This is a genomic window from Pseudoalteromonas sp. SWN166 (genome assembly GCF_015864485.1).
In the GTDB taxonomy this organism is placed as follows: Bacteria; Pseudomonadota; Gammaproteobacteria; order Enterobacterales; family Alteromonadaceae; genus Pseudoalteromonas.
In genome coordinates this window covers 74,488-100,881 of record NZ_JADYXB010000015.1, presented here as the reverse complement: position 1 = coordinate 100,881, position 26,394 = coordinate 74,488, and the positions used below count along the sequence as shown (strand labels likewise).

Genomic DNA, 26,394 nt, shown 5'->3' with positions numbered 1-26,394 from the left:
ACTTAACTACAAAAAAAAACCTTTGCCTAACGCTTAAATATACCCTCTACTTGGCTGCGTAACCATATTAAGGCATCGTCTTTATCGGTGTTTTGGTGCCAATATAAATGCTGGTAAATAGCAGGCATAGTGGTAGGTACAGGGCGAGCTATTAATGTTTCATCAAGTAACTGACTTGCTATCATTGAAGGTAGAGTAAGTAAAAATGGCGAGTTTTTTATAACCTCTTTAGCTGCAAAATAGGTTTGGCAGCGTATCGCCACTTCTCGGTTTAAGCTCAATTGCAGCAATGCAATATCTTCAATTACTGTCCCCGTTGCTCTGTTAGATACCGCTACATGTTTGGCGCTTAAGTAATTATCAATATTTAATTGGTTTTTAAGCGGGTGATCTTTTTTCATTAATACACAAAAGTGATCACTCGAAAGCACAGCATGGCTAATGGGCGCTTTTATTGGCCGTGCTACATCTATCGCCATATCAATTTGATGATTAGCCAGTTGCTTGTGCATATCGTCGCGGTTTAACTTAACGCTCGCAAGGTTTGCCTTTGGGGCATGTTTTGCCAATATTAACTGCAATTTAGGCAGCACTATTGGCTCAATAGCATCGTGCAGCGCTATTTTAAACGTTTGTGCGGTAGTGGTTAAGTCAAAGTCGCCACAGGCTTGCAATACTTGTCGTAACTTTTCAAGTAAATCTATTAGCGCAGGTGCCATGCGCTGGCATGCAGGAGTGGGTAGCATTAACGGCCCTTGGCGCTCAAACAATGGATCGTTCAATACACTGCGCAGGCGTTTAATGGCATGGCTTACTGCAGAAGGCGTTATGTACAGCACTTTGGCTGTTTCGCTCATGTTTTTTTCAAAGTACAAACACTCAAAAATTTTAAGTAAATTTAAATCGAGTTGCTGAATGTGTTTAGCTTCTATCATTATTACCCGCTTATACTATGAATTATATTCACACTTGATTGGTAATATATTTCATTTAATTCATTGAGGCGAATGTTTTATGCTGGGTTAAATAAAAATAAACAGGTTACCTCATGAACTTTGAACCAAGCCAAAAAAGCCAAGACTATCTAAAGCGCGTAACAGCCTTTATGGATGAACACGTATTGCCTATTGAGCAAGCCGTTGTTGAGCATAACCATGCTAAAAATAACTCAAGCGATTGGACTACATGGCAGCTAAGTGAACACATTGAGCCATTAAAAGCCAAAGCAAAAGCAGCAGGCCTGTGGAACTTATTTTTACCCGACCAACATTTAGCACAAGGTTTAAGCTGTTTAGAATACGCACCTATTGCTGAGCAAATGGGGAAGTGTTTATTTGCCTCAGAGATTTTTAATTGCAACGCCCCCGACACAGGTAACATGGAAGTGCTTTATCACTTTGCAAACGATGAGCAAAAACAACAGTGGCTAACCCCATTATTAAATGGCGAAATACGCTCTGTATTTGCCATGACCGAACCCGACGTTGCCTCCTCAGATGCAACCAATATGCAAGCTACCATAGATGTTGATGGCGACGAGCTTATTTTAAACGGTAAAAAGTGGTGGACCACAGGCCTTGGTCATCCTAATTCGCAAGTGGCTATTTTTATGGGGCTTTCTAACCCTGAAAACGATAAACATAGTCAGCATTCAATGGTGTTAGTGCCATTAAATACACCAGGAGTAAATATTAAACGCATGCTAAGTGCTTGTGGCGATTTTGATGCGCCGTACGGTCACGGTGAAATGGAGTTTAATAATGTACGCGTGCCAAAGCAAAATCTTATTTTAGGTTTAGGTAAGGGCTTTGCCATTGCTCAAGGGCGTTTAGGACCAGGACGTATTCATCATTGCATGCGCGCAATTGGTGCTGCAGAGCGTTGCTTAGAACTTATGATTAAGCGCGGACTATCGCGCAGCGCCTTTGGTAAACCACTACTTAAATTAGGGGGCAATTTAGAGCGCGTAGCGCAAGCGCGAATGGCGATAGATCAAGCGCGATTATTAACCCTACATGCGGCATGGAAAATAGATACTCAAGGCGTTAAACACGCAATGACCGAAATATCGAGTATAAAAGTAGTGGTGCCCAATATGCTGCAAATGGTGTCAGATATGGCAATGCAAGTATTTGGCGGTGCAGGAGTGTCGAGCGACTTTCCTATTGCATCGTTTAATGCAATGGGACGCATTTTACGCCTTGCCGATGGCCCCGACGAAGTACATATGGGCATGGTTTCGCGCCTCGAACTTAACAAATACCGCTAAGGCCACCACATGAAAACAAGACTAATAATAACAGGTGGAGCCACAGGGCTTGGCAAAGCATTAGCACTTAGTTACGCCAATAACCTAGGTGCCAATTTACAAATTTGCATTGCCGATATAAACGCCGAGCGCGCAGCCGTCACAATTGCCGAGCTGCAAGCATTAAAAGCTGATGCCTTTTTTTATGCCTGCGATATAACTAAACAAACTGATATAGAAAGCCTTTGCGATATCATTCAAACCAAGTGGCAAGGGGTTGATATAGTTGTAAACAATGCAGGCGTTGCTACTGGCGGCTCGCTTGAAGGGGAGTCACTTGAGCAATGGCAGTGGATTATGGATATTAATTTGCTCTCAATGGTGCGGGTGTGCAAAACGTTTTATCCGGTATTTAAACAGCAAGGCAAAGGCTACTTTATTAATATTGCCTCACAAGCAGGGCTTACTCCTATTCCCTTTATGAGTAGCTACAATGCGGTAAAAGCAGCTGTTGTCAGTTTTAGTGAAACCTTAAAGCTCGAACTTGCCTACGACAATATAGATGTAAGTGTAGTGTGCCCCAGCTTTTTTAAAACTAACCTTGATGAATCAATGCGTACCAGCGAACCAGCTATGCAAACAATGCTAAACCGCGCGTTTGAGCGCTCGCCAATTACCGCAGAGCAAGTTGCTGATATTATTTATAAGCAATCGCTTAAGCGCCCGTTTTTAATTTTGACCCATAAATTAGGTAAACAAGCCTTTTTAATGAAAAAGCTTCTTCCCGTTGAGTGGTACATTAAAAGTATGCTGAAAAAAACACGCTCTATGCAACGTTTAAAATCAAAATAATAAAGGCAAACGATGAACACACAATTATTAGATCAAGCCAAAAGCGTGCGCCAAGGCGAAGAGCTCGACACACAAAAAGTAGATGCCTGGCTTAAACAGCACATTACACATTTAACTGGCGAGCCAAGTGTTACCCAATATGCAGGTGGCGCGTCAAACTGGACTTATTGCCTAGACTATCCAGAGCAATCGCTTATTTTACGCCGCGCGCCAAAAGGCACTAAAGCCAAAGGTGCTCACGATATGGGCCGCGAATACAAACTACAACATGCGCTAAAACCGGTTTACAGTTATGTGCCTCGCATGGAAGCATTTTGCGACGATGAAAGCATACTCGGCACCGATTTTTACGTTATGGAAAAACTCACGGGCATTATTCCGCGTAAAAACTTACCGCGCGACTTAACTGTAACGCCCGAGCGCACAAAGCAGCTTTGCGAAAATGTACTCGACTGCCTAGTTGAGCTACATAAAGTAGATTACAAACACGCTAATTTAAGTCACTTAGGTAAAGGCGAGGGTTACACGCAGCGCCAAATTAGTGGGTGGAGCGAGCGTTTTACAAAAGCTAAAACATGGAATGTACCCAGTGGTAAAAAGGTCATTAAATGGCTTGAAAACAACATGCCAAGCCATGAGCGAATTTGCATCACTCATAACGATTTTAGGTTTGATAACGTCGTGCTTGATGCCAACGACTACACAAAAGTACTGGGCATTTTAGATTGGGAGCTTGCAACGCTTGGCGACCCATTAATGGATTTAGGCAATACACTAGCTTACTGGGTAGAACCCGGAGATGACTTTTTAGCACAAGCTACACGGCGCCAACCAACTCATTTAAAAGGCATGCTTACCCGTAAAGAAGTTGTCGCTTATTACTGTAAAAAAATGGATATAACGGTAGACGATTTTACCTTTTACGAAGTGTATGGCTTATTTAGACTCGCCGGCATAGTGCAGCAAATTTATTATCGTTATCACCACGGACAAACTAAAAACCCCGCATTTAAAAACTTTTGGGTATTTGTACATTACCTTTTATGGCGTTGTAATAAAGCGATTAAAAATCAAGGAAAAGCCTAATGTGCATTTTATATTTAGTACGCCACGGGCAGGCCAGCTTTTCGGCTGATGATTACGACAAGCTATCGGTAAAAGGGCAACAGCAAGCGAGCTTACTTGGCGAATATTTAGCGCAAAAACAGCTAACGCCCGATGCCATTATTGCAGGCACAATGCTACGCCATAATCAAACTGCTGAGCTGAGTTTAGCTGCCCTTAACGATGCACCTATTGTAGTAAATGATGCGCGCTTAAATGAGTACGACCACGAGCATATTTTAGCGGTTTATAACCCAAACCTTGCAACTCCAAGCCAACTACGTGCGGTACTTAGCAAGCAAGCCGACCCAATGGAGTATTTTAAAAACGTATTTATTAGCGCCATAGAGCAATGGGTGCTTAATCCCGACAGCACTCTCTATAACGAAAGCTTTAATGCCTTTAGTGCCCGTGTACTCGGCGGGCTTGAAACAATAGCCAAACAGCATGATGGCAAAAAAGTGATTGTTTATACTTCAGGCGGACCTATTAGCATTATTACCAGCCATTTAATGGGGCTAAAGCTTGATCGTTTTATTGATATTAATTGGAGCCTAGTAAATGCAGGTGTTACTAAAGTGGTCGCGCGCGGCAAAGGTGAAAATCGTAAGCTGAGCATAAGCACCTTAAACGAACATCACTTTTTAGAGCAATATCCACAACAAAAACTAATTACCTATACCTAAGGAGCAAATACAATGCGCAAAAATATACTTATAACAGGTGCAAGTTCAGGCTTAGGCAAAGGAATGGCAAAAGAGTTTGCTAAACAAGGTTGCAACCTTGCTTTATGCGCTCGCCGCTTTGAATTATTAGAACAACTAAAGGCAGAACTTGAGCAAGTAAATCCTAATATAACTATTAGCATAAAAGTACTCGACGTTAACAACCACGAGCAAGTGTTTAGTGTGTTTAAAGCGTTTAACGAAGAGCTTAACGGCCTTGACCGAGTTATTATAAATGCGGGCATGGGTAAAGGTGCCTCTATTGGTACCGGCTATTTTAATGCCAACAAGCAAACCGCCGAAACTAATTTTATAGCGGCACTTGCACAGGCCGAAGCCGCAATGGAAATTTTTAGAGCGCAAAATTATGGCCATTTAGTCACTATTTCGTCAATTAGTGCTGTGCGTGGTTTTAGACGAGCGATGACTGTTTATGCTGCCACTAAAGCAGCTATTACCTCATTAAGCGAAGGCATACGTATCGATGTAATGAATACACCAATAAAAGTAAGCTGTGTACATCCTGGTTTTATTAGAAGTGAAATAAACGAAAAAGTAAAAACAGTCCCTTTTATTGTCGATACCGAAATAGGCTGTAAAGCATTAGTAAAAGCCATCAATAAAGAAAAAGCCAATAGCTTTGTACCAACGTGGCCGTGGTCTTTTTTACATTGGATTTTACGTATAGCGCCGTTAAGTACAATTCGTAAAATGTCGTAATTTTTAAATTTTAGGCATTAAAAAAGGTGGCAACAGCCACCTTTTTTATAAAATACTAAAACTTATAGAAGTGCAAAAAGCTTTTGTAGTTGTGGCATGTATTCGCTCACAAGTTCAAGGTTGCTTTCGCTTACTAAAGAATCCGTAGACTCCGCAGCTGCGCTTGACGATTTACCAAACGAACCCATTAATGAGCTAGCGCCTTTATCTTTAGCACTTTTAAGGCTTTGCAGGCCGCCCATTACTTTAGTTGCAGTTTCTTGGTTATCAGCAGAAAGGCCCGATTTAAGATTTTCGATATAAGCCATTGATACTTCAGAACCTACAGTTATTAGTTGCTCTGGTGTAAAACCATAACTGTTTGTAACATCCGCGAAGCTTTTGTACAGGTCTTGCTCTTTAATCATGCTTAATGCGCTATTAGCTAGCGAGCTTTGCTCACCAACACTTTGATCAGCAGAGCCACCTAGCATACTTGCTAGGTCTAAGTCTTTTAACGACTCTTGGCTGCTTGCCCAGCTAGTTACAGCAGGCAGTGCTTTCATGTAGCTTTGAAGTTGGCCTTCGTTAATATCTTCTGCGAGGCTTGAGAAACTCATTGCTAATAAGCTAAGTGATAAAAGTATTTTTTTCATTGGGCATTTCCTAGTATTAAAGTTGCGCTAATTAAAAACTAATTAACGGCGCTTGCCAACACAAAACGGAGTATTAGCGGATTTTATAGTACAAGTTATGAGAATTTACTTAAGTTCTAAGATTTTAGTTGATTCACCACAAGTCAATGTACAGATGATATAATACATTTTTGACAAATAGAGCTGAACACAATGTTAACAATTTCAAATACTGTCACTATCGATGAATGGGAACTAGAGCTTACGGCTATTCGTTCGCAAGGTGCCGGTGGTCAAAATGTTAACAAAGTAGCCAGTGCTATTCATTTACGCTTTGATATTAACCGCTCTAAATTACCTGATTTTTATAAAGAGCGTTTGCTAGCCTTAAATGATTCAAGAATCACCAAAGAGGGCGTTTTAATAATTAAAGCCCAAAGCCATCGCACGCAAGAGCTAAACCGCGAAGACGCCCTTAAACGTTTAAAAGATTTAATTCTTAGTGCCACGGTTGTCAATAAAGCGCGCCGCGCCACCAAGCCTAGCCGTAATTCACAGCGCAAACGTATGGATAAAAAAACCAAACATGGCCAAAACAAAGCATTGCGTGGAAGTGTGAAAGTTTAGCTGGTAGACGCGCTGCTTGCAGGCGTTTAAAAACTAAATTTTACGCTGTGGTTTATTTAACCTGTAGACGCGCTGCTTGCAGGCGTTTAAAAGCAACGCTTTTACAAAATTATTAAGCCACACATGCGTTAACTCCTACTCCTATATACAAAGCAATTAGAAGCTTCGCTTCTCGCGCGAGCAAGCTCTGCGCCTACAGCGAAAACTTAACGCTGTGGTTTAATTTAACTTGTAAACGCTCTGCTTGCAGGCGTTTAAAAGCAACGCTTTTACAAAATTATTAAGCCACACATGCGTTAACTCCTACTCCTATATACAAAGTAATTAGAAGCTGCGCTTCTCGCGCGAGCAAGCTCTGCGCCTACGTGACAAACTTAACGCTGTGGTTTAATTTAACTTGTAGACGCGCTGCTTGCAGGCGTTTAAAAACGCAGTTTTTAGGATGGTTTTAGGTTAAGTAATTAGAAGCTGCGCTTCTCGCGCGAGCAAGCTCTGCGCCTACGTGACAAACTTAACGCTGTGGTTTAATTTAACTTGTAGACGCGCTGCTTGCAGGCGTTTAAAAACGCAGTTTTTAGGATGGTTTTAGGTTAAGTAATTAGAAGCTGCGCTTCTCGCGCGAGCAAGCTCTGCGCCTACAGGTTAAACTTAACGCTATGGTTTAATTTAACTTGTAAACGCTCTGCTTGCAGGCGTTTAAAAGCAACGCTTTTACAAAATTATTAAGCCACACATGCGTTAACTCCTACTCCTATATACAAAGCAATTAGAAGCTGCGCTTCGCGCGCGAGCAAGCTCTGCGCCTACGTGACAAACTTAACGCTGTGGTTTAATTTAACTTGTAGACGCGCTGCTTGCAGGCGTTTAAAAACGCAGTTTTTAGGATGGTTTTAGGTTAAGTAATTAGAAGCTGCGCTTCTCGCGCGAGCAAGCTCTGCGCCTACAGGTTAAACTTAACGCTATGGTTTAATTTAACTTGTAAACGCTCTGCTTGCAGGCGTTTAAAAGCAACGCTTTTACAAAATTATTAAGCCACACATGCGTTAACTCCTACTCCTATATACAAAGCAATTAGAAGCTGCGCTTCGCGCGCGAGCAAGCTCTGCGCCTACGTGACAAACTTAACGCTGTGGTTTAATTTAACTTGTAGACGCGCTGCTTGCAGGCGTTTAAAAACGCAGTTTTTAGGATGGTTTTAGGTTAAGTAATTAGAAGCTGCGCTTCGCGCGCGAGCAAGCTCTGCGCCTACTGCGAAAACTTAACGCTGTGGTTTAATTTAACCTGTAGACGCGCTGCTTGCAGGCGTTTAAAAACGCAGTTTTTACAAAATTATTAAGCCACACATGTGTTAACTCCTACTCCTATATACAAAGTAATTAGAAGCTGCGCTTCTCGCGCGAGCAAGCTCTGCGCCTACAGGTTAAACTTAACGCTGTGGTTTAATTTAACCTGTAAACACGCTGCTTGCTTGAGTAAGTAAACAGTTCTTACAAAAGCCCTATTTGATCGGTGCTATTTAAGCCGCGATTAAATAGGACTCTTGCCCTGAATGTTTGTTGCTGCGTTTAAACGAGCCTTTGCCTTTTTTAGCTTTAACCACTTGTGGTTTAAATAATTTAGAGGTGACCAACGCTGCTAGTGCATTGTGGTTTATCACGCCTCGTCCTGTGTCTACCGCGCTGTTGTTTGCGGTTTTTGCTTTAGATTTTTTAGTCATATATTTCCTATAAACTAATGGTTATTTTAAGTTAAATAATAAAGAGGCTTTATATTAGCCTATTTATGAGATGGCGATTGTAGGCTTAATTTTCAACCGCGCAAGTATTTTTAATGCCCAACAGGTACTTTTTTAATAATAAAAAAACATAAAAAAAGCGCAGTTAATAACTGCGCTTAATATTACTTTAGTTTGCTTTATAAATTAAAAACTAAAGCTTACTTTTGCATAGTAAGTGCGCCCGTCAAAGCCGTATGGTAATGCACGTACAGGGTATTTAAATGCGCCATTTGTTATGGCATTAAGTACTTCGTCATCACCTAATTCGTCTGGTGTTTCGTCAAATACGTTATCGGCACCTACCGAAAGGGCAAACATGTCATTAATTTGGTAGCTTACGTTTAAATCAACTAACACAGCAGATTCAACCGTACTCGTTGGCTTAAACGAGCCATCTGTTGCAAGCTCTATATGGTCGTTACCAAAGTATTTTACGTCTGTTTCGCCAAAGTAGTTAAAGCGAAGTGTTGATGTATACGCGTCGCGCTCGAAGTCAAACGTAAGCGTTGCACGCTCACTAGGTTGTCCGTCTGTAAAAAAGCTACGTTGTAGGTCATCAAATGCAACTGCTTCAGGAATACCATCTTCTGCGTTTACGCCGTCAATTTTAGTGTCGTTTAGGTTACCGGCAAAGGTTACACCTAAATTACCGCCGTCAACTTCTGTACGGTACGATGCAATAATATCAACGCCTTGCGTAGTTGAGTCAACCGAGTTTGAGAAGTAATTAGCTTGTACAGCTCCTGTTGCTTGTAGCGCTGCAACGGCTTCTGAGCTAAACGATACGTCGTCGGCGGTAAGTAAGCTGCCAAGTGTAATGCGGTCTTCAATTTCTACGCGGTAAAAATCAACCGTTAACGAAAGCTCGCTTGTTACATCGTAAACAAAACCTGCACTGTAGTTTGTTGAGGTTTCAAGCTTTAAGCTATCTACACCTAACGCACTTGGAAAAGCGGTACCAGTGTTTGCTGTAAATGACTGCGTTAATGTGCCGTCTGAGCCTAGGTTAGTTGTGAAAGCTGTATAGCCACTTTGTTGAAGCGATGGCGCTCTAAAACCAGTAGATACTGCACCTCGTACTGCAAAGTCATCTGAAAATTCATAACGTGTTGCTAATTTACCAATTAAATCGTCACCCGCATCTGAGAAGTCTTCATAGCGTAGTGCACCACTTACGTTCCATGCATCGGTGATCATAGTTTCTACGTCTACATAAACAGCGTAGCTGTTACGGTCGCTGTCGTTAGCCGCTTCAGGGCGCAGGCCGTTATAAGCCTGAAAACCACACTGTGCAAATTGATCCGGATCGTTAACCGATGGGTACGAAGTATCCATATTTGCTAATCCACACGCGTATGATGCTTCATCGCCAGGCACTATTTCGTAGTTTTCTTTACGATACTCAGCGCCTATCGTTACATATAAAGGCTCACTTCGGCCAATATCTACAATACCGTTTACATCAAGGTTCACCGTTGTTTGATCAAACCTAAAGCCACCTGAATAGCCGCCACTTGGGCCTGAATTTGCTGCAATGTCAGCATCGCTTGCACTTGGGTTGTTAAATAAATACTCAGCCGCGTAAGAAGCGTTTAATGTATTGCGTGATGTAAAGTCGTATTGGTTTTCACCATAAACGGCCGAAACATCGTAATTCCAATCTGTGTTTATATCGCCTTTAAAACCTACCGCTACTGAAATATCTTGTGCTTCGTTATAAATGCGCGGTAAAAAACCATCGCTGTACACTTGTGTTACGTTTTTAGAGGCTTCGTTAAAGTTACGGTAAAAACCGTTACCCAGCGCAGTACGCTCAGAGTAACCACCAAACGAGTAAAGCTCGCCGTCGCCCATTGGTAATGCCATGTTGTAAAATAACGATGTAAATTCGCTTTCTGAATTACCTTGGCCCCAGCGTACATCTTCACTCAGTGTGCCTGGTTCAACATTAAGCGAGCCACCGGTATCGCGCTCGGCGCGGTTAGTGCCATCGGCATCACGGTACTCAAGCGATAAGTTAATAAAACCGCCTTCGTTACCTAGTTCAAAACCACGGTTTAAACCTGCTGAAATAGTGTCGCCGTCACCTTCACTTGTGCCGCCGTATTGTACAAAACCCGTTGTAATACCTGTTGAGTTATTAAGAGATAAGTTAATTACGCCTGCAATCGCGTCAGAGCCATACTGCGCTGCAGCGCCATCACGTAAAACTTCAACACCTTTAAGGGCCGTTAGCGGAATGGCATTCATATCGGTACCCGCAGCGCCTGCGCCTACTGTACCGTTAAGGCCAAAAATTGATTGATTATGGCGACGTTTGCCATTTACTAATACAAGAGTTTGATCTGGCTGTAAGCCACGAAGTGTTGCAGGTCTAAATAAATCAGAACCGTCTGATACTTGTGTACGCGAAAAGTTAAACGAAGGCGCTGTAGCTTGTAAGCTTTGACCAAGCTCTGTAAAACCACCTTTGGTTAAATCATCTGCGTCAATTAAATCAATAGGTGAAGAAGACTCTGTAGAGGTGCGGTTAGATACACGCGATCCTAATACAGAGATTTGTTCGATATTTTTAGCTGCTTGCACTGGCGCTTCTTCTGCGTTAACAATGCTTGGTGCGCTAAACGCGAAAGCAACGGCTACAGCAAGTGTGTTTAAACGGTATGTTGGCATAGTGACGACCCTGTTTTTGTGTGTTCTTATAATGTGTGTGGTTATGGTGCTCATAACCTGTTGCAAACATCCTAGCAACATATGCAAACAAAAAGAAATGAAAAAAACTAAATATTTGGTCTAAGTATGCAAATAAACTTCAACATGAGGAAAGATCACATCAAATAGATTAAAATAAGCACTACAAGAGGATTGAATTTCAAAAAATAGAATGGTAACAATTTATTTACATTGAGGTTTTATTAGTTTATTTATACTTTTAAAGGTAATAGGCAGCGGATGGTCGTACCTGTTCCTAATATGCTGCTAACTTCTATTTTTCCACCATGTTCATGTACCATAGCGTATACAAGTGTCATGCCCATTCCTGTGCCTTTACCCACCTCTTTGGTGGTATAAAATGGGTCGAACATATGCGTTATTGTGTCCTCACTCATCCCGCAGCCATTGTCTTTTACCTCAAGGCAAATATTTGTGTCTATTTCAAAAATATTTACTTCAATAATGCAGCCTTTTTCTAAATCATACTCACACGCCTGCCATGCATTCATTAGTAGGTTTACAAAAATCTGATTAATAGACGATAAATTGCACCAAATAAAGGGGAGTGGTTCAAACCGCGTTTTTATCTCGCATAGTTTAAGTTTGCTACTTAATAATCTTAAAGCATTATTAGCACCCGTTGTTACATCGGTTAGTTGTTTATCTTGCGAGGAGGAGGGGTGGGCAAAATTTAATAAGTCATGCACAATTTGTTTTATTCGTTTGAGTCCTTCAACGCTGTCGTTAACTTGTCCCTGCAAGTTGTTATAAAGCCACGCATACGGATACTGTAAGTTGAGTATGTCGATTTCGTGTTTAAAACGGCTCTCTTTAATTTCGTTGTTTAAGTATTGCTCGTTAAGCTTTAGCAACGTGATGAGCAAAGGAGTAGAATTTTGTAAGCTTTCTATATTACTCATTGCATAGGCAAGCGGGGTATTTATTTCGTGGGCTACGCCTGCACAAAGCGTTCCTAAGGTTGCCATTTTTTCGGTTTGCACAAACAGCATTTGCTGGTGTTCTAAATCGGCTACTTTTTTTTGTAATTCATTATTTATGGCAACTAAAACGGTGCTTTTATCTTTGAGTAATTGTTCTGCGGCCAAGCGCAGCTTTTGTTCGTTTAAAAAAGCACGTTCAAAATTACCATCTGATCCATTCATTCCTTTCATCCATATAGATAACTTTATACTTAACGTTTAGTCGTCTACATGCAAATTTGCAACTTTAGTGTGAGCATTTATCTACTTATAGATAATAACCACATTAGGTGACTCCTACTCTATATAAAAGGTAAGCATAAACAGGTCACGGATGTTTTTTTAAGCTATTATTTAGCCAGAAGTAATTTAAAGGCGGCGCAATGACTCAAGCAACACCAAACACACCCATGAATCAGGTTGATGTACTTTGTATTGATGATGACGAAATAGTACTACGTACGTTAACACGACTACTTGAAGTAAATGGCTTAACGGTTATTGTTTGCGATAATCCGCAAAACGCACTAACACTTTTTAAAAATCATGAGTTTGGTTTAATTATTAGCGATATGCGTATGCCGGTAATGAACGGTGCCGAGTTTTTAGAAAAAGCACGTGCGCTGGCACCCGACACTCAACGCATTTTATTAACCGGTTACGCCGATATACAAACAACCCTAGCAGCTGTTAATCAAGGGCAAATAAATGGTTATATTCAAAAACCATGGCAAAACGACTTATTACTTCGAAGCATTAAAGATAGCCTAGAAAAATTTGCGCTAAAAAAGCAAAACAAAAAATTAGAAACACAAGTTAAGGCACAAAACCAAGAACTACTAGAGCTAAACAACACGTTAGAGCAACGAGTAGAAAAACGTACCTTACAAATTAAACAAGTTTTAAAAAAGCTTGAAGACGCCAACGAGCGCGAAAAACAAGAGCACAAATCAACCGTTGAGCTGCTATATAATTTTGTTAACGCAAACCCTTACCTTGATGGCAACAAAGCACAAAATATTGCAAATACCTGCACACAAATAGCGCTTTACTTAAACCTGTCGCAAAAAAGCATTGATCTTGCCCCAATGGCGGGTTATTTAGCACAAATAGGTTTGCTTGCTATGGACCCCGATCTTTATAAAAAGCCAGTTAATCGCTTAAATGAGCAACAACGCAAAACATTTTATACTCACCCAAGCACTGCACAATTAATGCTAATGCCGGCAATACATTTACATGACTTATCGGATGCTATTTATTATCAGTTTGAACGCTTTAATGGTAATGGCATGCCCAAAGGCCTTGCAGGAAACGACATACCTATAGGCGCTATGGTGCTGGGTTTAGCGCGCGACTATTGGGATGCGTTTGAACAAAGTAATGCCAGTGATGAAAAGCAGCGCCACGATGACGCGCTCGAAAGTGTAAAGCTTTATAGCGGATCGTTTTATCATCCTAAAATTGTACGTGCACTTGAAGCAAGCCACGTAAAACTAAATGAGCAAAAAAGTACAGCAGGATCAGTATTAATTTGTAATGCCCATGAGCTTAAAGATCAAATGATACTCGGCCATGCCCTACACAGCCATTCGGGTATAATGCTGCTACCTAAAGGTCATGTATTTAGCTCTAAATCGATAGAAAAGCTTCAGCAGTTGGAGTCAAAAAAACCAACCCCGTTTAGAATAATGGTTAAAACTGCTAAATGATTGATCTAAACGACAGTTTTTTTCGTTACAATGTGCATAAAATACATTATTGAATTTGCTTGAAGGAGCACTCTGTGTCGCGATTTTCTGCAGTTACCGACAATCCCCACGACGGACGTTTTAATCAAAAGACGGGCATACTGCTTACTAACTTAGGTAGCCCAGATGCACCAACAGCTGCTGCGCTTCGTACATATTTGCGCGAGTTTTTATCAGATCCTCGAATAGTAGAAATACCACGCCTAGTATGGATGATAATTTTGCACGGTATTATTTTGCGCGTGCGTCCTAAACGTTCGGCTAAATTGTATAAAAGTATATGGACCGAAAATGGCTCGCCGCTTACCCACATTACTCGCCAACAAAGCGTTAAATTAAATACCTTACTAAAAGAGCAAGGTTATACTAATACTGAAGTGGTAATGGCTATGCGCTATGGCAACCCGTCAATAGAGGCAGGCCTTGAGGAGCTACGAGATAAAGGCTTAACGCGTATTATTATATTGCCAATGTATCCGCAATATTCAAGCCCAACAACAGGTTCAACCTTTGATGCCGTATCGAGCGTACTGCGTAAATGGCGTTGGGTACCAGAACTGCATTTTATTAATGGTTATCATAAAAACACCCGTTATATTGAATCCCTTGCTAATAGTATTAGTGAGGATTTAGAAGCGAATGGTATGCCACAAAAAATTGTTTTTTCGTATCACGGAATGCCTAAGTTATTTTTAGAGCGAGGCGACCCGTACCATTGCTTATGTTTACAAACCACGCGCTTAGTTGTCGAAAAACTAGGTCTTGATAAAGACAAAGTAATTAGTACTTTTCAAAGTCGATTTGGTAAAGCCGAGTGGTTAAAGCCATATACCGATGCAACGCTTGAAGCCTTGCCTGATGAAGGTATTACCGATGTAGCTATTATCAGCCCTGCTTTTAGCGCCGATTGCCTAGAAACACTTGAAGAGCTGGAAGGCGAAAACCGTGAAATATTCGAAAATGCAGGTGGTAAAAAATACCGTTACATAGCGGCATTAAACGATAGAGACGATCACATAGAAGCTGTGTATGATGTTATAAAACCTATGTTGTAAATCTGGTTTATAAAAGCGTATAGCTATAAATAGTTCGCATTAAGCGGTGTTAAAATTAACACCGCTTTTTTATTTTAAGGTTTTAGGGTTTTAGGGTTTTAGGGTTTTAGATTAAGTAATTAGAAGCTTCGCTTCTCGCGTGAGCAAGCTCTACGCCTACCCGAAAACTTAACGCTGCTGTTTGATTTAACCTGTAAACGCGCTGCTTTCAGGCGTGTGAAAACGCAGTTTTTAGGGTTTTAGATTAAGTAATTAGAAGCTTCGCTTCTCGCGTGAGCAAGCTCTCCGCCTACCCGCAAACTTAACGCTGCTGTTTGATTTAACCTGTAAACGCGCTGCTTTCAGGCGTGTGAAAACGCAGTTTTTAGGGTTTTAGATTAAGTAATTAGAAGCTACGCTTCTCGCGTGAGCAAGCTTTTCGCCTACCCGTAAACTTAACGCTGCTGTTTGATTTAACTTGTAAACGCGCTGCTTGCAGGCGTGTAAAAACGCAGTTTTTAAAATGGCTAAATAATCAAAAACTGCACTCATCGCAACATCAAGCTCTCCGACTACAATATCACACACCACCTACTATAAAACCTAACTCATAAATACAACTTTTTGCTAGCGCGTAAAGCTGTAAGTCTTTGTCACTTAATGCTAATGTTTATAAATAAAACTTACTTTAAAGTGAGTCATTCAAAACTTAATACCAATTCGCTTAATTAAGTTGTCTATTTTGAGGTAAGAAAACCGTGTCGATAACAAGGCAAAATTTCGTTATTTAGTTGTTCTATATGAGAAATTTTTAACGAAGTTAACGTGCGGTTTAATCCCTCAAATTGATTAGGTATTATTGCGGGTTGGTATAACTAGCTAAACCAAGGGGTAACTATGTCTAACTGGGTTGAAGCAACAGTAAAAAGTGTAACATGGTGGAGCGAAACGCTCTTTAGCCTAACCGTAAATGCAAACGTAGAGCCATTTAAAGCAGGGCAGTTTACAAAGCTTTCGATAATGGATGGCGACAAGCGTATTGCTCGAGCTTATTCTTATGTAAATGCACCTGAAAATCCCGATCTTGAGTTTTATCTAATTAACGTTATTGATGGTTTACTATCCCCGTGTTTAGCTAAATTACAGCCCGGCGAAACCGTACTTATAGAGCAACGCGCTACGGGCTTTTTTACCCTTGATGAAATACCACAAAGCGATCAGCTTTGGATGCTAGGAACAGGTACCGCCATAGGGCCTTTTTTATCGATATTACAACAGCCCGATGTATGGAAAAAATACAAAAGCATAAACTTAGTGCATGGTGTGCGTTTTAATAACGACTTAAGCTATCAGGCACTTATTAACGAGCTATTAAGAGTGTACCCCGAGCAGCTCAGTTATATTCCCGTTGTAAGTAGAGAAGAGCCATTACAAGGCTTAAGCGGGCGAATCACAAACGCTATTGAAAATAATAGCTTGTTTGAACATGTAAAATTAAACCCAGCTCCTAGTAACGCGCAATTTATGATTTGTGGAAACCCACAAATGGTAAAAGACACAACCGCGCTACTTCTCGATAAAAACTTTACGCGCAACCGTCGTAAAAATCCCGGCAACATTACCGTAGAGCAGTACTGGTAAGCTACAGTAGTGGTATTAACTACCCGATAACGTTAAAATTTGCTATGTTGCACCCTTATACCAATTTTATCAAAAATATGATCATTCTATCGCATTAAATAACTCACTAACTGCGTTAAAAATTATTCATATAGAACAACTATATGTCACAATTTTCGCCTTGTTATTGTGCTATTTTCTTGACGCTATAATAGATCACTTATTTAATGCAATTGGTATTACACGTGTTTAGTGTTCATTTTAGGAAAGTTATGAAACCGTTATCTATTATTTTTGCCTCATTAATCACTACCGTCGCGCTTATTACTTATGCTGCAGAACAAAGCGAGCCTGAGCAAAAAGAGCCGCAAGTTGAAGCTCAAGCAAACGTCGAAAAACCAAAAGCTGAACAACCAGTAACTCAAACCAACACTGACGACAAAGTAAATACGCTTGAATACAAAGCGCCAGAGCTTAAAAAGCCAGTTATTGATACGACTAAACCAGACGATTCAAAAGTACTAGGTAACGAGCAAATCAAACCAGCCGAAAAACCTAAAAATAAAATAGAAAAAGCAGTGGCTGTAGCGGAAGCTGAAAAAGCAGTAACGCAAGCAAAAGAAGCGCTAACAGTTAAGCAGCAAACTAAAGCTAAACAATCGCGCGAATCGCTGGCAGTGGTTGAGCAATTAGTTAAAGCGTATAACGCCCGTAATATTGAAGAGTTTCTTCGTGTATATGCCGAAGATGTTGAGTTTTATATTTTCCCTAATGAGCTATTATTTAAAGGTAAAGAAAAACTAATAGAACGTTATGGGCTAATGTTTAAAAAGTTAAAGTGTATACACTCATCACCGATTAAGCGCATAGTGCACGGTGATATAGTGATTGATCACGAACTGTCAGAAACCTGCTCAACAGACGAAAACGTAGTTGATAAACGCTCAGAACTTATTTCGAGCTACCAAATTAAAGATGGAAAAATAGTAAGAGTACTGTTTTTTAGATAAAGGCTTTATATGCAAATAAATGACGACAAAAAAATTCGCTTAATGTATCGCATTGAGCCCGGTTGCCTCGGCCCTGAAGGGGTTGACCATATTGAAGATTTTTGTCGTTTTGCAAACAAACATATTAAATCCCCATTTTATGGCCAATTTGTATTTTTACCTCGTTACGATAAAACCATAGACGAGCGACAATACAGCGTTAACAGCCGTAATTTATCACTTGCTCAGGCTCATGCGTACTTAAAGCATTTTGATATTGATATAGAAGAATTTGAAGAACAGCTCGACGAGCTCCTCACCAAAACCATCGATTTATACTTTAAGCGATAGCGTCTAATTACTATTGCTTAGGTACTCCCCAAAACTATTTTAATTATTAATATTTATTAAAAACTACGTTTTTAAACACCTGGAAGCAGCGCGTCTAAAGGTTAAATCAAACCTCAGTGTTAAATTTGGCGGTAGGCGTAGAGCTTGCTCACGCGAGAAGCGTAGCTTCTAATTACTTTGTATATCGGGGTAGGAGTCAATGCATATGTGGTTTAATAACTTTGTAAAAACTACGTTTTTAAACGCCAGCAAGCAGCGCGTCTACAAGTTAAATCAAACCACTGCGTTAAGTTTCGCGGTAGGCGTAGAGCTTGCTCCCGCGAGAAGCGCAGCTTCTAATTACTTTGTATATCGGGGTAGGAGTCAATGCATGTGTTGTTTAAAAATCTTGTAAAAGCGTTGCTTTTAAACGCCAGCAAGCAGCGCGTCTACAGGTTAAATCAAACGACTGTGTTAAGTTTTGTGGTAGGCGTAGAGCTTGCTCACGCGAGAAGCGGTAGCTTCTAATTACTTAATCACCCATTGTAAAAACTACGTTTTTAAACGCCAGCAAGCAGCGCGTCTACAGGTTAAATCAAACCTCAGTGTTAAATTTTGTGGTAGGCGTAGAGCTTGCTCACGCGAGAAGCGGTAGCTTCTAATTACTTAATCACTCATCCTAAAAACTACGTTTTTAAACGCCAGCAAGCAGCGCGTCTACAAGTTAAATTAAACCACAGTGTTAAATTTTGTGGTAGGCGTAGAGCTTGCTCACGCGAGAAGCGCAGCTTCTAATTACTTAAGCTCACCATCACAAAGATAAACACAATCCCAAAATGGATATTCACCAACATCATTTACAAGCCCAGCGCGTAACGGATTTGAAACGATATAGCGTGCTTGATTAATTAAATCATCTTCTGCTCTCAGCTGGTGCTCAAAATAGTTTTGTTGCCAAACTGGCCCTGTGGTGCAATTGAGCTTATTTATTTTCACAGTGGTAATACTTTTATACTGCTTCATAACATCAGCAAGCGGTAAATCTTTCAATTGAAATAACCAATGAAGATGATCTGGCATTAAGGTATAACAAATTGTATCCACCTTATTTTGCATATAAACCAAGCCTCTTGCCGCAATACATGCATTTTCAAAGTTCTTAAATAACGGAATTCTTTGTTTTGTGCATATTGTTACAGAGTAAAATTTATTTTTAGAGGAGTGGCGCCCAACTAATAATTTTTTAGAGGAATACATAAAGGTTTTAATTTATTGGTTTTTATAAATATAGATAAAAAAGGGTATTCAACAAGTTAAATCAAACCTCAGTGTTAAATTTTGTGGTAGGCGTAGAGCTTGCTCACGCGAGAAGCGATAGCTTCTAATTGTTTAATCACCCATCCTAAAAACTACGTTTTTAAACGCCAGCAAGCAGCGCGTCTACAGGTTAATTCAAACCACAGCGTTAAATTTGGGGGTAGGCGTAGAGCTTGCTCACGCGAGAAGCGCAGCTTCTAATTACTTTGTATATCGGGGTAGGAGTCAATGCATATGTGGTTTAATAACTTTGTAAAAACTACGTTTTTAAACGCCTGCAAGCAGCGCGTCTACAGGTTAAATCAAACCTCAGTGCTAAATTTGGCGGTAGGCCTAGAGCTTGCTCACGCGAGAAGTGCAGCTTCTAATTACTTTGTATATAGAAGTAGGAGTCAATGCATATGTGGTGTAATAATTTTGTAAAAGCGTTGCTTTTAAACGCCTGCAAGCAGCGCGTCTACAGGTTAAATCAAACCTCAGTGTTAAATTTTTTGGTATGCGTAGAGCTTGCTCACGCGAGAAGCGCAGCTTCTAATTACTTAATCACTCATCCTAAAAACTGCGTTTTTAAACGCCTGCAAGCAGCGCGTCTACAAGTTAAATAGCAACACACTATTCATCACCCATAAAAAACGGCGCTAAATTTAGCACCGTTTTTACAAGCAATTAAAAAAGCGTTTACGCTTTTTTCTCTTCACAACTTGCAAGGTATTCGTCAAACGTACCTTGGAAGTCGACTACTTTTTTATCTTTAATATCAATAATACGCGTCGCTAATGACGATACAAACTCACGGTCATGGCTTACAAAAATAAGCGTACCTTCAAAGTCTTTAAGCGCATTGTTAAGTGCTTCAATGGCTTCCATATCCATGTGGTTAGTTGGTTCGTCCATTACAAGCACATTAACGTCTTGCATCATTAACTTACCAAATAACAGGCGGTTTTTTTCACCACCAGAACAGTTACGCGCTTTTTTGTTTGAATCGTCTGCTGTAAACAACAAACGGCCTAACATGCCACGAACCATTAAATCGTTGTGCTTAGCTGTACGCCATTGCGACATCCAATCAAACAATGTTAAATCGTTTTCAAAATCTTTTGTGCTGTCTTGTGGGCAATAACCAAAGGTCGCATTTTCAGACCATTTAATTTCGCCTTCATTACTTTTAAGCTCGTCTACTAAACAGCGTAAAAAGGTGGTTTTACCCACACCATTTTCGCCAATTACAGCAAGCTTAGCGCCGGCTTCTAGCAGTAAATCACCACCAGTAAATAACATTTCGCCATCAAAACCATGGCCAATCTTGTTAACTTCAAGCGCTTGACGATACATTTTTTTACCTTCGTCAAACGAAAGCGATGGGCTCATACGGCTTGAAGATTTAACTTCATCAAGCTTAATTTTATCCATTTTTTTAGCGCGTGAACTTGCTTGTTTAGCTTTAGATGCGTTAGCACCAAAACGGTTAACAAAGTCTTGTAGTTCATCAATTTCAGCGCTCTTTTTAGCGTTTTCAGCTAAAAGTTGCTCGCGTTGTAGGCCGGCAGCGTCTAAAAACTTCTCATAGTTACCAGGGTAAATACGAAGCTCGCCGTAATCAATGTCGGCCATATGCGTACATACCGAGTTTAAAAAGTGACGGTCATGCGAAATAATTATCATTGTACATCTACGTTTATTTAGCTCGTTAGCAAGCCACGTAATTGTATGAATATCCAAGTTATTGGTAGGCTCATCGAGTAGCAATATGTCAGGGTTTGCAAACAACGCCTGTGCTAAAAGCACGCGTAGTTTCCAACCTGGTGCTACGTTTGCCATTAACCCGTAATGAAATTCTTTATCGATACCCGCTTCAAGCAAAATTTCTTCTGCACGGCTTTCTGCTGTGTAACCGTCCATTTCAGCAAATACGCTTTCAAGATCGGCTACTTTCATACCGTCGTCTTCGCTCATTTCTGGCAAAGAGTAAATACGCTCGCGTTCTTGTTTTACTTTCCAAAGCTCTACGTCGCCCATAATTACGGCATCAACTACGCTAAACTCTTCAAAAGCAAACTGGTCTTGGCTTAGGTTACCTACTTTTAACCCTGGAGTAATAGATACATTACCCGCACTTGGAACAAGCGCACCGCTTAAAATTTTCATGAAAGTCGACTTGCCGCAGCCGTTAGCGCCAATTAAACCGTAACGGTTACCGTTACCAAATTTAGCTGAAATGTTTTCAAACAACGGCTCTGCGCCAAACTGCATCGTAATATTTGCGGTGGAGATCAAAAAGGGTAATCCTAGATTAGTACTGACAGGAGTACGCTGCAGCAACACGCCACAAACAAGAACCAGACAATAGGGTAAATTAGCTGGCGAATTATACAGATCAGCCACAACGAATGAAAGATAAAAGGCAGCTAATTTATAACCAAGCGTTTGCGCTAATAAAAACAAGCAAAAAACACTGCATTGGTTAAGTAAATAATGCCAATAATAAAGCGTTCATCACGCTCCAATAACTGCTATTCGAAAATTGCTTTGAGCGCTGCTTCGTTATTTTTTATGTGCTTATTAATTATTTTAAGTTCATTAACCGACACCGTTCTTTTGCTAAGCATTAAATAAATATCGTCTTTATTTACATACTCAATGTTGGTGACTAATTTTATGTTCGAGTTTTCTTTGGCAAAATAAGCACCCACTAACTCGTCTTCAATAGCAAAATCAATACGTTGTTTATTAAGCATTTCAAAGCGTTTACTGGTTGCACTGGTGTATTCAATTTGTTTTTTATGTGTTGTTTTATATTGCTCAAACTCTTCGCCGTAGTAGCTTCCAAAGTTAGCGCCTATGGTTAAACCTTGGTCAAAAATATCAGCCAAACTTTTAACTACATGCGTATTGTTTTTGTTTTCGTATAAACGCATAACCTCAGTACGATAGCTAACAGTATAGTGAGCGTATTTAGCACGTTTTTCGGTATAGCTACCAGCCCAACCCAAATCTATTCGGCCATGTCTAACTTCAGTAAAAGCGCGTTTAGAATTAGGAAGTAGCTCTACTTTAAAGCAAAAAGGGGAGTCTTTAAAAATTAGGTTAAGCGCATCAACTTCAGTACCTTTAAATACATTACTCATGCCTATTACATACGGCGGCCAAAAGGCATCGTGCGAAGCAACGCTAAAGGTCCTGTCACAAGCAAATGCATTTATTTGAGCGGTAAACAGCACACATAAAAATATGGTTATTATTTTATTCATTGCGCCTCATAGTTATTATTTTTGCTCATTATTACAACAGTATAAACCAGCTTTTATGTTTTAGCGGCGCGGGTTTGTGTGAATATGTAAATAGCTCGTAAAAATGTATTTGAGGATAAAGTAACCTAGGTATAGTTATTGGTCACCTAATCTAAAATTGTATTTATTGTGTGAATTTAACAGTCATATTGTTGGTAACCTTATCTATGGGTACACTAATAATAAATTAATACATAGCAGGGCACGTTATGTCGCCAACTAAAATTCGCAACAATGTTATAAAACTCAGTGAATTAAGCACTAAACAACCAAACTACTATCTTATACAAGGTTATTTAATGGGGTTAGGTGTATTACCCCAAATGCTCACCCCGAGTGAGTGGCAACCTGATTTATTTGGAGATATTAACCTTCAAAAAGAGAGCGAGCTAAAATACCTCGAAAGCTTAATGGCGCTGTATAATCAAAGCATGGATAAAGTAATTCAAAACGAATTAAAAATGCCAGCAAAATGCAGCCTATCTAAGCAAGACTACCGGGATTCACTAAAGCCGAACATGCCCCTACCAAGTTACTGTAAAGGGGTTTTACAGGCGCTTAAAAATATAAATAAACGTATGCTTGATGCAGTGCAAAAGCAGGCGCTTAATAATCTAAGTAGCGTTTTAAAAGCGTTTACTAGCGAAAAAGCAGCGGCAAAAGAATTTGGTGAATTTGCCCAATACAACGCCCAAGAATATAAACGTAATTATGTTTATTACATGGCCGACGCTATTTTTGAGCTTCGCTTTAGTAACGACCTAACTTTAAGCGATGAAGATGAGGCACAATTTAACAACAGCTTTTTAGACGAAGAACCAAATGAGTTAGATGAGCTTGATGAACTACTTGAACTGGTACTTGCCGACACAGAACTAAAAGCACTTGAGCCAATGCTGATGCTTTTAGAAATGATGGAAGGGCACATAACAAAGCAATTTATTAAAGACAACACAGGGCACTTTTGGGGCTTGCACGAAACCCGCCCTTATATGATGCTTCGCGCGCATCGAGCAAAAATACATGCGCTGCATGGTTATACCCAAAAAGCACAGTCAGAGCTCGAAGAGTTATTAACGCTAAACCCAAACGACAATCAAGGTAATCGCTTTTTATTAATGAATTGCCTAATAATTAATAAAGAATGGGACAAGTTAGACGCTCTATTGGTTAAGTCCGACAGTGAAGAGCTACACGCAACAGCAAGCCGTGCGCTAAGTGCTTTTGTAAAACATGGCGATTCAAAACCAGCTAATGATTACAAAAAAATGCTCCAGCAGCAAAGTAAACACTTTGCCAAAATACTCACAGGGCAAGAAAAACTAAAAGAACAGCCGCCATATTACAGCCCAGGCAGTAAAGAAGAGGTAGGTGTTTATCTTGATTCGTTAGGTAAACAAGCGTGGATTTCGGTTCCAGCCAGTCTTTTTTGGCTAAGAAAAAAATAACAAAAAACGTTTAGCGTGATTTATGTCGCGCTCAGTGCTCAACATAAGCACTTAATAATAACAGCGTATTAATTTAAAAATTTCTACTTATTAAGCCTATATTTAATGCGCCTGTTCCTGTAGATTAAACAAATAATGAATGCAGTATTAACAGTGCCTTAGCTGTTAAACGATTAGCCAAGGAGCGGTGAGTCTCGTGTCAAATACCACACTTACTTATTACAACCAAAATGCCAAAGCCTTTAGCGACTCAACACTTAACGTTGATATGTCGGCACTTTATGCTGAGTTTTTACCGCACGTTGCACAACACGGGCATATTTTAGATGCCGGTTGTGGCAGTGCGCGCGATGCCGCATTTTTCAAAGCGCAGGGTTTTACTGTAAGTGCGTTTGATGCAAGCCCAGAGCTGGCAGAGTTGGCAAGCAGTTACTTACAACAACCTGTAGCGGTTAAAACATTCCAAGAGCTAGATTGTGTAAATCAATACGACGGGATTTGGTGCTGCGCTAGTTTATTACACGTTCCAAAAGTTGAGTTACCGCAGGTGTTTTTAAACCTACAACGTGCGCTTAAACCGAATGGCGTTTTGTATGTATCGTTTAAATATGGCGATACAGAGCGTGTGCATAATGGTCGTGAATTTACCGATTTAAACGAAACTGCTTTAACACATTTACTTAGCCATACGCAGCTAAAAGCCATTAAACAATGGCAAAGTGTTGATCAGCGCCCAGAGCGCGAAAGTGAAGTGTGGCTAAATGCGCTTATTAAAGTAGTGCACGTTTTATGATTGGAGCAATGCAGCAACAGCTCGACTTTATTGCTTATATTCAGCGCTTATTAGTTGAAGGTGATTTTAGTGCTACTTATAAGTTTGCACTTTTACATGCACTGGCTGATATTAGTATCGAAAAACATCACGCCGATCCGCAAGCACAGTTACAAATAAAGTTTGATGAATTAGTCGACAAATTTATTACTTTATATTGGCACCAAGCATCGCCATTTGGTGCAATTGGTAATAATAGAGAGCAACTACTTTTACAAAATACCAACTCTAATAAACAAGCCAAGATTATAACTACGCTTCATGATGCAAAATTAAATAATATTAATTCTATTAGCCAGCTAAAAAAGAGCCAAGATTGGAATAATATACGCAGTTCAACATTAAAAACCATTAAAGACGGCCCGCTGTGGCTATTACAAAAATTAAATGGCAAAGAAGAGTGTTTCTTGTATCCCCATATTAAAGGCCAATCATACATTACCTTAAATGAAGGTATTGCAGGCTGCTTTAGGCGTTTTTACGACCTAGTTGTTTATTTAGCAAAAAATGCATGGCTGCAAAAAATTCAAAGTATTAAGCATAACCAAGCCTTAATTGGCCCACAAAGCCAACTACATGACTTTTTATTTGGCTTCGATCGCAATGCACTGAGTAAAGCAAAGCCTGTGTTAATAGAGCTGCAGCATGGCAATTGTTTTTATTGCCAAAAACCATTGAACAGTAAAACCGAGGTTGATCACTTTATACCGTTTGCCCGCTACGCAAATGATTTAGGTCATAACTTTGTGGCAGCACATAGCACTTGTAACAACAGTAAAAGTGACTTTTTAGCCGCGCAACTTCACCGCGAACGCTGGCAAGAACAAAATTTAGTGGTTAATAGCCAGCATTTAACAAATGAACTTAGTGATTACTTCAATTGCGATTCAGATAAGTCACTTTCGGTTAGCGATTGGGCGTATCAGGTTGCACAGGCAAATAGTGCAAAGTTATGGGTAAAGAAAGGTTATTTTGAAGAGGCGGCTGGTTTTAAATATCAACAACCAATTACAGAACTTGATTTAGTAGCGGAAGAAAAGCCAAGGTATGACGTGTAGTCGTAGCGTAGTCGCGATTTTACATCGCGCTTAACTTGTAGGCGCTGAGCTTGCTCGCGCGAAAAGCGAAGCTTTTAAATTTCGGTGTAATTAATGTGTAGGTGCGATTTTATATCGCGCTCATAAATTGGTGTTTTGATGTGGATTTAAAGGATTAAAAACCTCTATTCGAGGTTATATCGCGTTGGCGATGGCAACCAAAGGGCGGCTGCCGCCGACCGCCCTTTGGAATCCCACGGCGCACCCGAGGATCATACTGTATCTTCAACTTACGTTAATGATGTGAACGTAACCAGCGTAGATAGGCCATCCATGGCCAAGCTACGCTTTTTACAGCATCCATGCTGTAAATTACTCATCATT

Annotated in this window: 22 protein-coding genes; 14 read left to right on the top strand and 8 right to left on the bottom strand. The window is 40.2% G+C overall.

What is annotated here, in order from left to right; all coding sequences use genetic code 11:
* Window positions 1-26: 26 nt before the first annotated feature.
* The gene (locus tag I6F49_RS11140) at window positions 27-935 is read right to left on the bottom strand and encodes a LysR family transcriptional regulator (protein ID WP_197180478.1); all 909 of its coding nucleotides are present in this window, start codon (window positions 933-935) and stop codon (window positions 27-29) included.
* A 113-nt stretch (window positions 936-1,048) separates the two neighbouring features.
* Between I6F49_RS11140 and I6F49_RS11135 the strand changes: the two genes are divergently transcribed.
* The 5 genes from I6F49_RS11135 to I6F49_RS11115 are packed head-to-tail and all read left to right on the top strand — an operon-like array spanning window position 1,049 to window position 5,649.
* On the top strand, window positions 1,049-2,269 hold the full coding sequence (locus tag I6F49_RS11135) for an acyl-CoA dehydrogenase family protein (RefSeq protein ID WP_197180476.1): 1,221 nt from the start codon (window positions 1,049-1,051) through the stop codon (window positions 2,267-2,269).
* A gap of 9 nt (window positions 2,270-2,278) precedes the next feature.
* Entirely contained in the window at window positions 2,279-3,100 is an 822-nt protein-coding gene (locus tag I6F49_RS11130; protein WP_166421807.1) for an SDR family oxidoreductase, read from the top strand.
* A gap of 12 nt (window positions 3,101-3,112) precedes the next feature.
* Entirely contained in the window at window positions 3,113-4,186 is a 1,074-nt protein-coding gene (locus I6F49_RS11125) for a phosphotransferase family protein (protein ID WP_197180474.1), read from the top strand.
* A complete protein-coding gene (locus I6F49_RS11120) occupies window positions 4,186-4,890 on the top strand; it encodes a histidine phosphatase family protein (protein ID WP_197180472.1) in 705 nt (234 codons plus the stop codon). Before I6F49_RS11125 ends, I6F49_RS11120 begins: the two co-directional genes overlap by 1 nt.
* A 12-nt stretch (window positions 4,891-4,902) precedes the next feature.
* Window positions 4,903-5,649: an SDR family oxidoreductase gene (locus I6F49_RS11115; RefSeq protein ID WP_197180470.1), complete on the top strand. Its 747-nt coding sequence runs from the start codon at window positions 4,903-4,905 to the stop codon at window positions 5,647-5,649.
* Between the two features lie 62 nt (window positions 5,650-5,711).
* Here I6F49_RS11115 and I6F49_RS11110 read toward each other — a convergent pair whose 3' ends face one another.
* Window positions 5,712-6,284, bottom strand: coding sequence for a short-chain dehydrogenase (locus tag I6F49_RS11110; RefSeq protein WP_197180469.1), 573 nt, complete (start codon window positions 6,282-6,284; stop codon window positions 5,712-5,714).
* Between the two features lie 192 nt (window positions 6,285-6,476).
* On the opposite strand from I6F49_RS11110, the gene arfB reads away from it, so the two are divergent.
* Window positions 6,477-6,890, top strand: coding sequence for an alternative ribosome rescue aminoacyl-tRNA hydrolase ArfB (gene arfB, locus I6F49_RS11105; RefSeq protein ID WP_197180467.1), 414 nt, complete (start codon window positions 6,477-6,479; stop codon window positions 6,888-6,890).
* 1,516 nt (window positions 6,891-8,406) lie between these two features.
* Here the strand turns inward: arfB and arfA are convergent.
* The 3 genes from arfA to I6F49_RS11090 all read right to left on the bottom strand — a co-directional run bounded on the left by arfA (window position 8,407) and on the right by I6F49_RS11090 (window position 12,545).
* Window positions 8,407-8,607 carry a ribosome alternative rescue factor ArfA gene (gene arfA, locus I6F49_RS11100; protein ID WP_197180465.1) on the bottom strand — a complete coding sequence of 67 codons (201 nt, stop codon included), beginning with the start codon at window positions 8,605-8,607 and terminating at the stop codon, window positions 8,407-8,409.
* 204 nt (window positions 8,608-8,811) lie between these two features.
* Window positions 8,812-11,340, bottom strand: coding sequence for a TonB-dependent receptor plug domain-containing protein (locus tag I6F49_RS11095; protein WP_197180463.1), 2,529 nt, complete (start codon window positions 11,338-11,340; stop codon window positions 8,812-8,814).
* Window positions 11,341-11,591: 251 nt separating this feature from the next.
* Window positions 11,592-12,545, bottom strand: a complete 954-nt coding sequence (locus tag I6F49_RS11090) for a sensor histidine kinase (protein ID WP_197180461.1) — start codon at window positions 12,543-12,545, stop codon at window positions 11,592-11,594.
* Between the two features lie 200 nt (window positions 12,546-12,745).
* Here I6F49_RS11090 and I6F49_RS11085 point away from each other — a divergent pair, with 200 nt between their 5' ends.
* From I6F49_RS11085 to I6F49_RS11065, 5 genes are all read left to right on the top strand, one after another.
* Window positions 12,746-14,074 carry an HD domain-containing phosphohydrolase gene (locus I6F49_RS11085; protein ID WP_197180459.1) on the top strand — a complete coding sequence of 443 codons (1,329 nt, stop codon included), beginning with the start codon at window positions 12,746-12,748 and terminating at the stop codon, window positions 14,072-14,074.
* A gap of 74 nt (window positions 14,075-14,148) precedes the next feature.
* Entirely contained in the window at window positions 14,149-15,168 is a 1,020-nt protein-coding gene (gene hemH, locus I6F49_RS11080) for a ferrochelatase (protein ID WP_166421630.1), read from the top strand.
* Window positions 15,169-16,044: 876 nt separating this feature from the next.
* Entirely contained in the window at window positions 16,045-16,788 is a 744-nt protein-coding gene (locus I6F49_RS11075; RefSeq protein WP_197180457.1) for a ferredoxin--NADP reductase, read from the top strand.
* Window positions 16,789-17,039: 251 nt separating this feature from the next.
* Window positions 17,040-17,777, top strand: coding sequence for a nuclear transport factor 2 family protein (locus tag I6F49_RS11070; protein ID WP_197180455.1), 738 nt, complete (start codon window positions 17,040-17,042; stop codon window positions 17,775-17,777).
* A gap of 9 nt (window positions 17,778-17,786) precedes the next feature.
* A complete protein-coding gene (locus tag I6F49_RS11065; protein ID WP_197180453.1) occupies window positions 17,787-18,107 on the top strand; it encodes a hypothetical protein in 321 nt (106 codons plus the stop codon).
* A gap of 774 nt (window positions 18,108-18,881) precedes the next feature.
* Here I6F49_RS11065 and I6F49_RS11060 read toward each other — a convergent pair.
* The 3 genes from I6F49_RS11060 to I6F49_RS11050 all read right to left on the bottom strand — a co-directional run bounded on the left by I6F49_RS11060 (window position 18,882) and on the right by I6F49_RS11050 (window position 22,654).
* Complete coding sequence (locus I6F49_RS11060; protein ID WP_166421626.1) at window positions 18,882-19,343, bottom strand: REP-associated tyrosine transposase; 462 nt, start codon at window positions 19,341-19,343, stop codon at window positions 18,882-18,884.
* 738 nt (window positions 19,344-20,081) lie between these two features.
* The gene (locus I6F49_RS11055; protein ID WP_197180451.1) at window positions 20,082-21,680 is read right to left on the bottom strand and encodes an ABC-F family ATPase; all 1,599 of its coding nucleotides are present in this window, start codon (window positions 21,678-21,680) and stop codon (window positions 20,082-20,084) included.
* A 236-nt stretch (window positions 21,681-21,916) separates the two neighbouring features.
* Window positions 21,917-22,654 carry a substrate-binding periplasmic protein gene (locus tag I6F49_RS11050; RefSeq protein WP_197180449.1) on the bottom strand — a complete coding sequence of 246 codons (738 nt, stop codon included), beginning with the start codon at window positions 22,652-22,654 and terminating at the stop codon, window positions 21,917-21,919.
* A 248-nt stretch (window positions 22,655-22,902) separates the two neighbouring features.
* Here I6F49_RS11050 and I6F49_RS11045 point away from each other — a divergent pair, with 248 nt between their 5' ends.
* The 3 genes from I6F49_RS11045 to I6F49_RS11035 all read left to right on the top strand — a co-directional run bounded on the left by I6F49_RS11045 (window position 22,903) and on the right by I6F49_RS11035 (window position 26,031).
* A complete protein-coding gene (locus I6F49_RS11045; protein ID WP_197180447.1) occupies window positions 22,903-24,141 on the top strand; it encodes a UPF0149 family protein in 1,239 nt (412 codons plus the stop codon).
* Between the two features lie 196 nt (window positions 24,142-24,337).
* A complete protein-coding gene (locus I6F49_RS11040; protein ID WP_197180445.1) occupies window positions 24,338-24,934 on the top strand; it encodes a class I SAM-dependent methyltransferase in 597 nt (198 codons plus the stop codon).
* Entirely contained in the window at window positions 24,931-26,031 is a 1,101-nt protein-coding gene (locus I6F49_RS11035; protein ID WP_197119049.1) for an HNH endonuclease, read from the top strand. Before I6F49_RS11040 ends, I6F49_RS11035 begins: the two co-directional genes overlap by 4 nt.
* Window positions 26,032-26,394: the final 363 nt, after the last annotated feature.

What these genes read in the sequence shown, in the direction of transcription:
- I6F49_RS11140 (WP_197180478.1), bottom strand. Translation starts at nt 935, where the DNA reads ATGATAGAAGCTAAACACATTCAGCAACTCGATTTAAATTTACTTAAA.
- I6F49_RS11135 (WP_197180476.1), top strand. Translation starts at nt 1,049, where the DNA reads ATGAACTTTGAACCAAGCCAAAAAAGCCAAGACTATCTAAAGCGCGTA.
- I6F49_RS11130 (WP_166421807.1), top strand. Translation starts at nt 2,279, where the DNA reads ATGAAAACAAGACTAATAATAACAGGTGGAGCCACAGGGCTTGGCAAA.
- I6F49_RS11125 (WP_197180474.1), top strand. Translation starts at nt 3,113, where the DNA reads ATGAACACACAATTATTAGATCAAGCCAAAAGCGTGCGCCAAGGCGAA.
- I6F49_RS11120 (WP_197180472.1), top strand. Translation starts at nt 4,186, where the DNA reads ATGTGCATTTTATATTTAGTACGCCACGGGCAGGCCAGCTTTTCGGCT.
- I6F49_RS11115 (WP_197180470.1), top strand. Translation starts at nt 4,903, where the DNA reads ATGCGCAAAAATATACTTATAACAGGTGCAAGTTCAGGCTTAGGCAAA.
- I6F49_RS11110 (WP_197180469.1), bottom strand. Translation starts at nt 6,284, where the DNA reads ATGAAAAAAATACTTTTATCACTTAGCTTATTAGCAATGAGTTTCTCA.
- arfB (WP_197180467.1), top strand. Translation starts at nt 6,477, where the DNA reads ATGTTAACAATTTCAAATACTGTCACTATCGATGAATGGGAACTAGAG.
- arfA (WP_197180465.1), bottom strand. Translation starts at nt 8,607, where the DNA reads ATGACTAAAAAATCTAAAGCAAAAACCGCAAACAACAGCGCGGTAGAC.
- I6F49_RS11095 (WP_197180463.1), bottom strand. Translation starts at nt 11,340, where the DNA reads ATGCCAACATACCGTTTAAACACACTTGCTGTAGCCGTTGCTTTCGCG.
- I6F49_RS11090 (WP_197180461.1), bottom strand. Translation starts at nt 12,545, where the DNA reads ATGAATGGATCAGATGGTAATTTTGAACGTGCTTTTTTAAACGAACAA.
- I6F49_RS11085 (WP_197180459.1), top strand. Translation starts at nt 12,746, where the DNA reads ATGACTCAAGCAACACCAAACACACCCATGAATCAGGTTGATGTACTT.
- I6F49_RS11075 (WP_197180457.1), top strand. Translation starts at nt 16,045, where the DNA reads ATGTCTAACTGGGTTGAAGCAACAGTAAAAAGTGTAACATGGTGGAGC.
- I6F49_RS11070 (WP_197180455.1), top strand. Translation starts at nt 17,040, where the DNA reads ATGAAACCGTTATCTATTATTTTTGCCTCATTAATCACTACCGTCGCG.
- I6F49_RS11065 (WP_197180453.1), top strand. Translation starts at nt 17,787, where the DNA reads ATGCAAATAAATGACGACAAAAAAATTCGCTTAATGTATCGCATTGAG.
- I6F49_RS11060 (WP_166421626.1), bottom strand. Translation starts at nt 19,343, where the DNA reads ATGTATTCCTCTAAAAAATTATTAGTTGGGCGCCACTCCTCTAAAAAT.
- I6F49_RS11050 (WP_197180449.1), bottom strand. Translation starts at nt 22,654, where the DNA reads ATGAATAAAATAATAACCATATTTTTATGTGTGCTGTTTACCGCTCAA.
- I6F49_RS11045 (WP_197180447.1), top strand. Translation starts at nt 22,903, where the DNA reads ATGTCGCCAACTAAAATTCGCAACAATGTTATAAAACTCAGTGAATTA.
- I6F49_RS11035 (WP_197119049.1), top strand. Translation starts at nt 24,931, where the DNA reads ATGATTGGAGCAATGCAGCAACAGCTCGACTTTATTGCTTATATTCAG.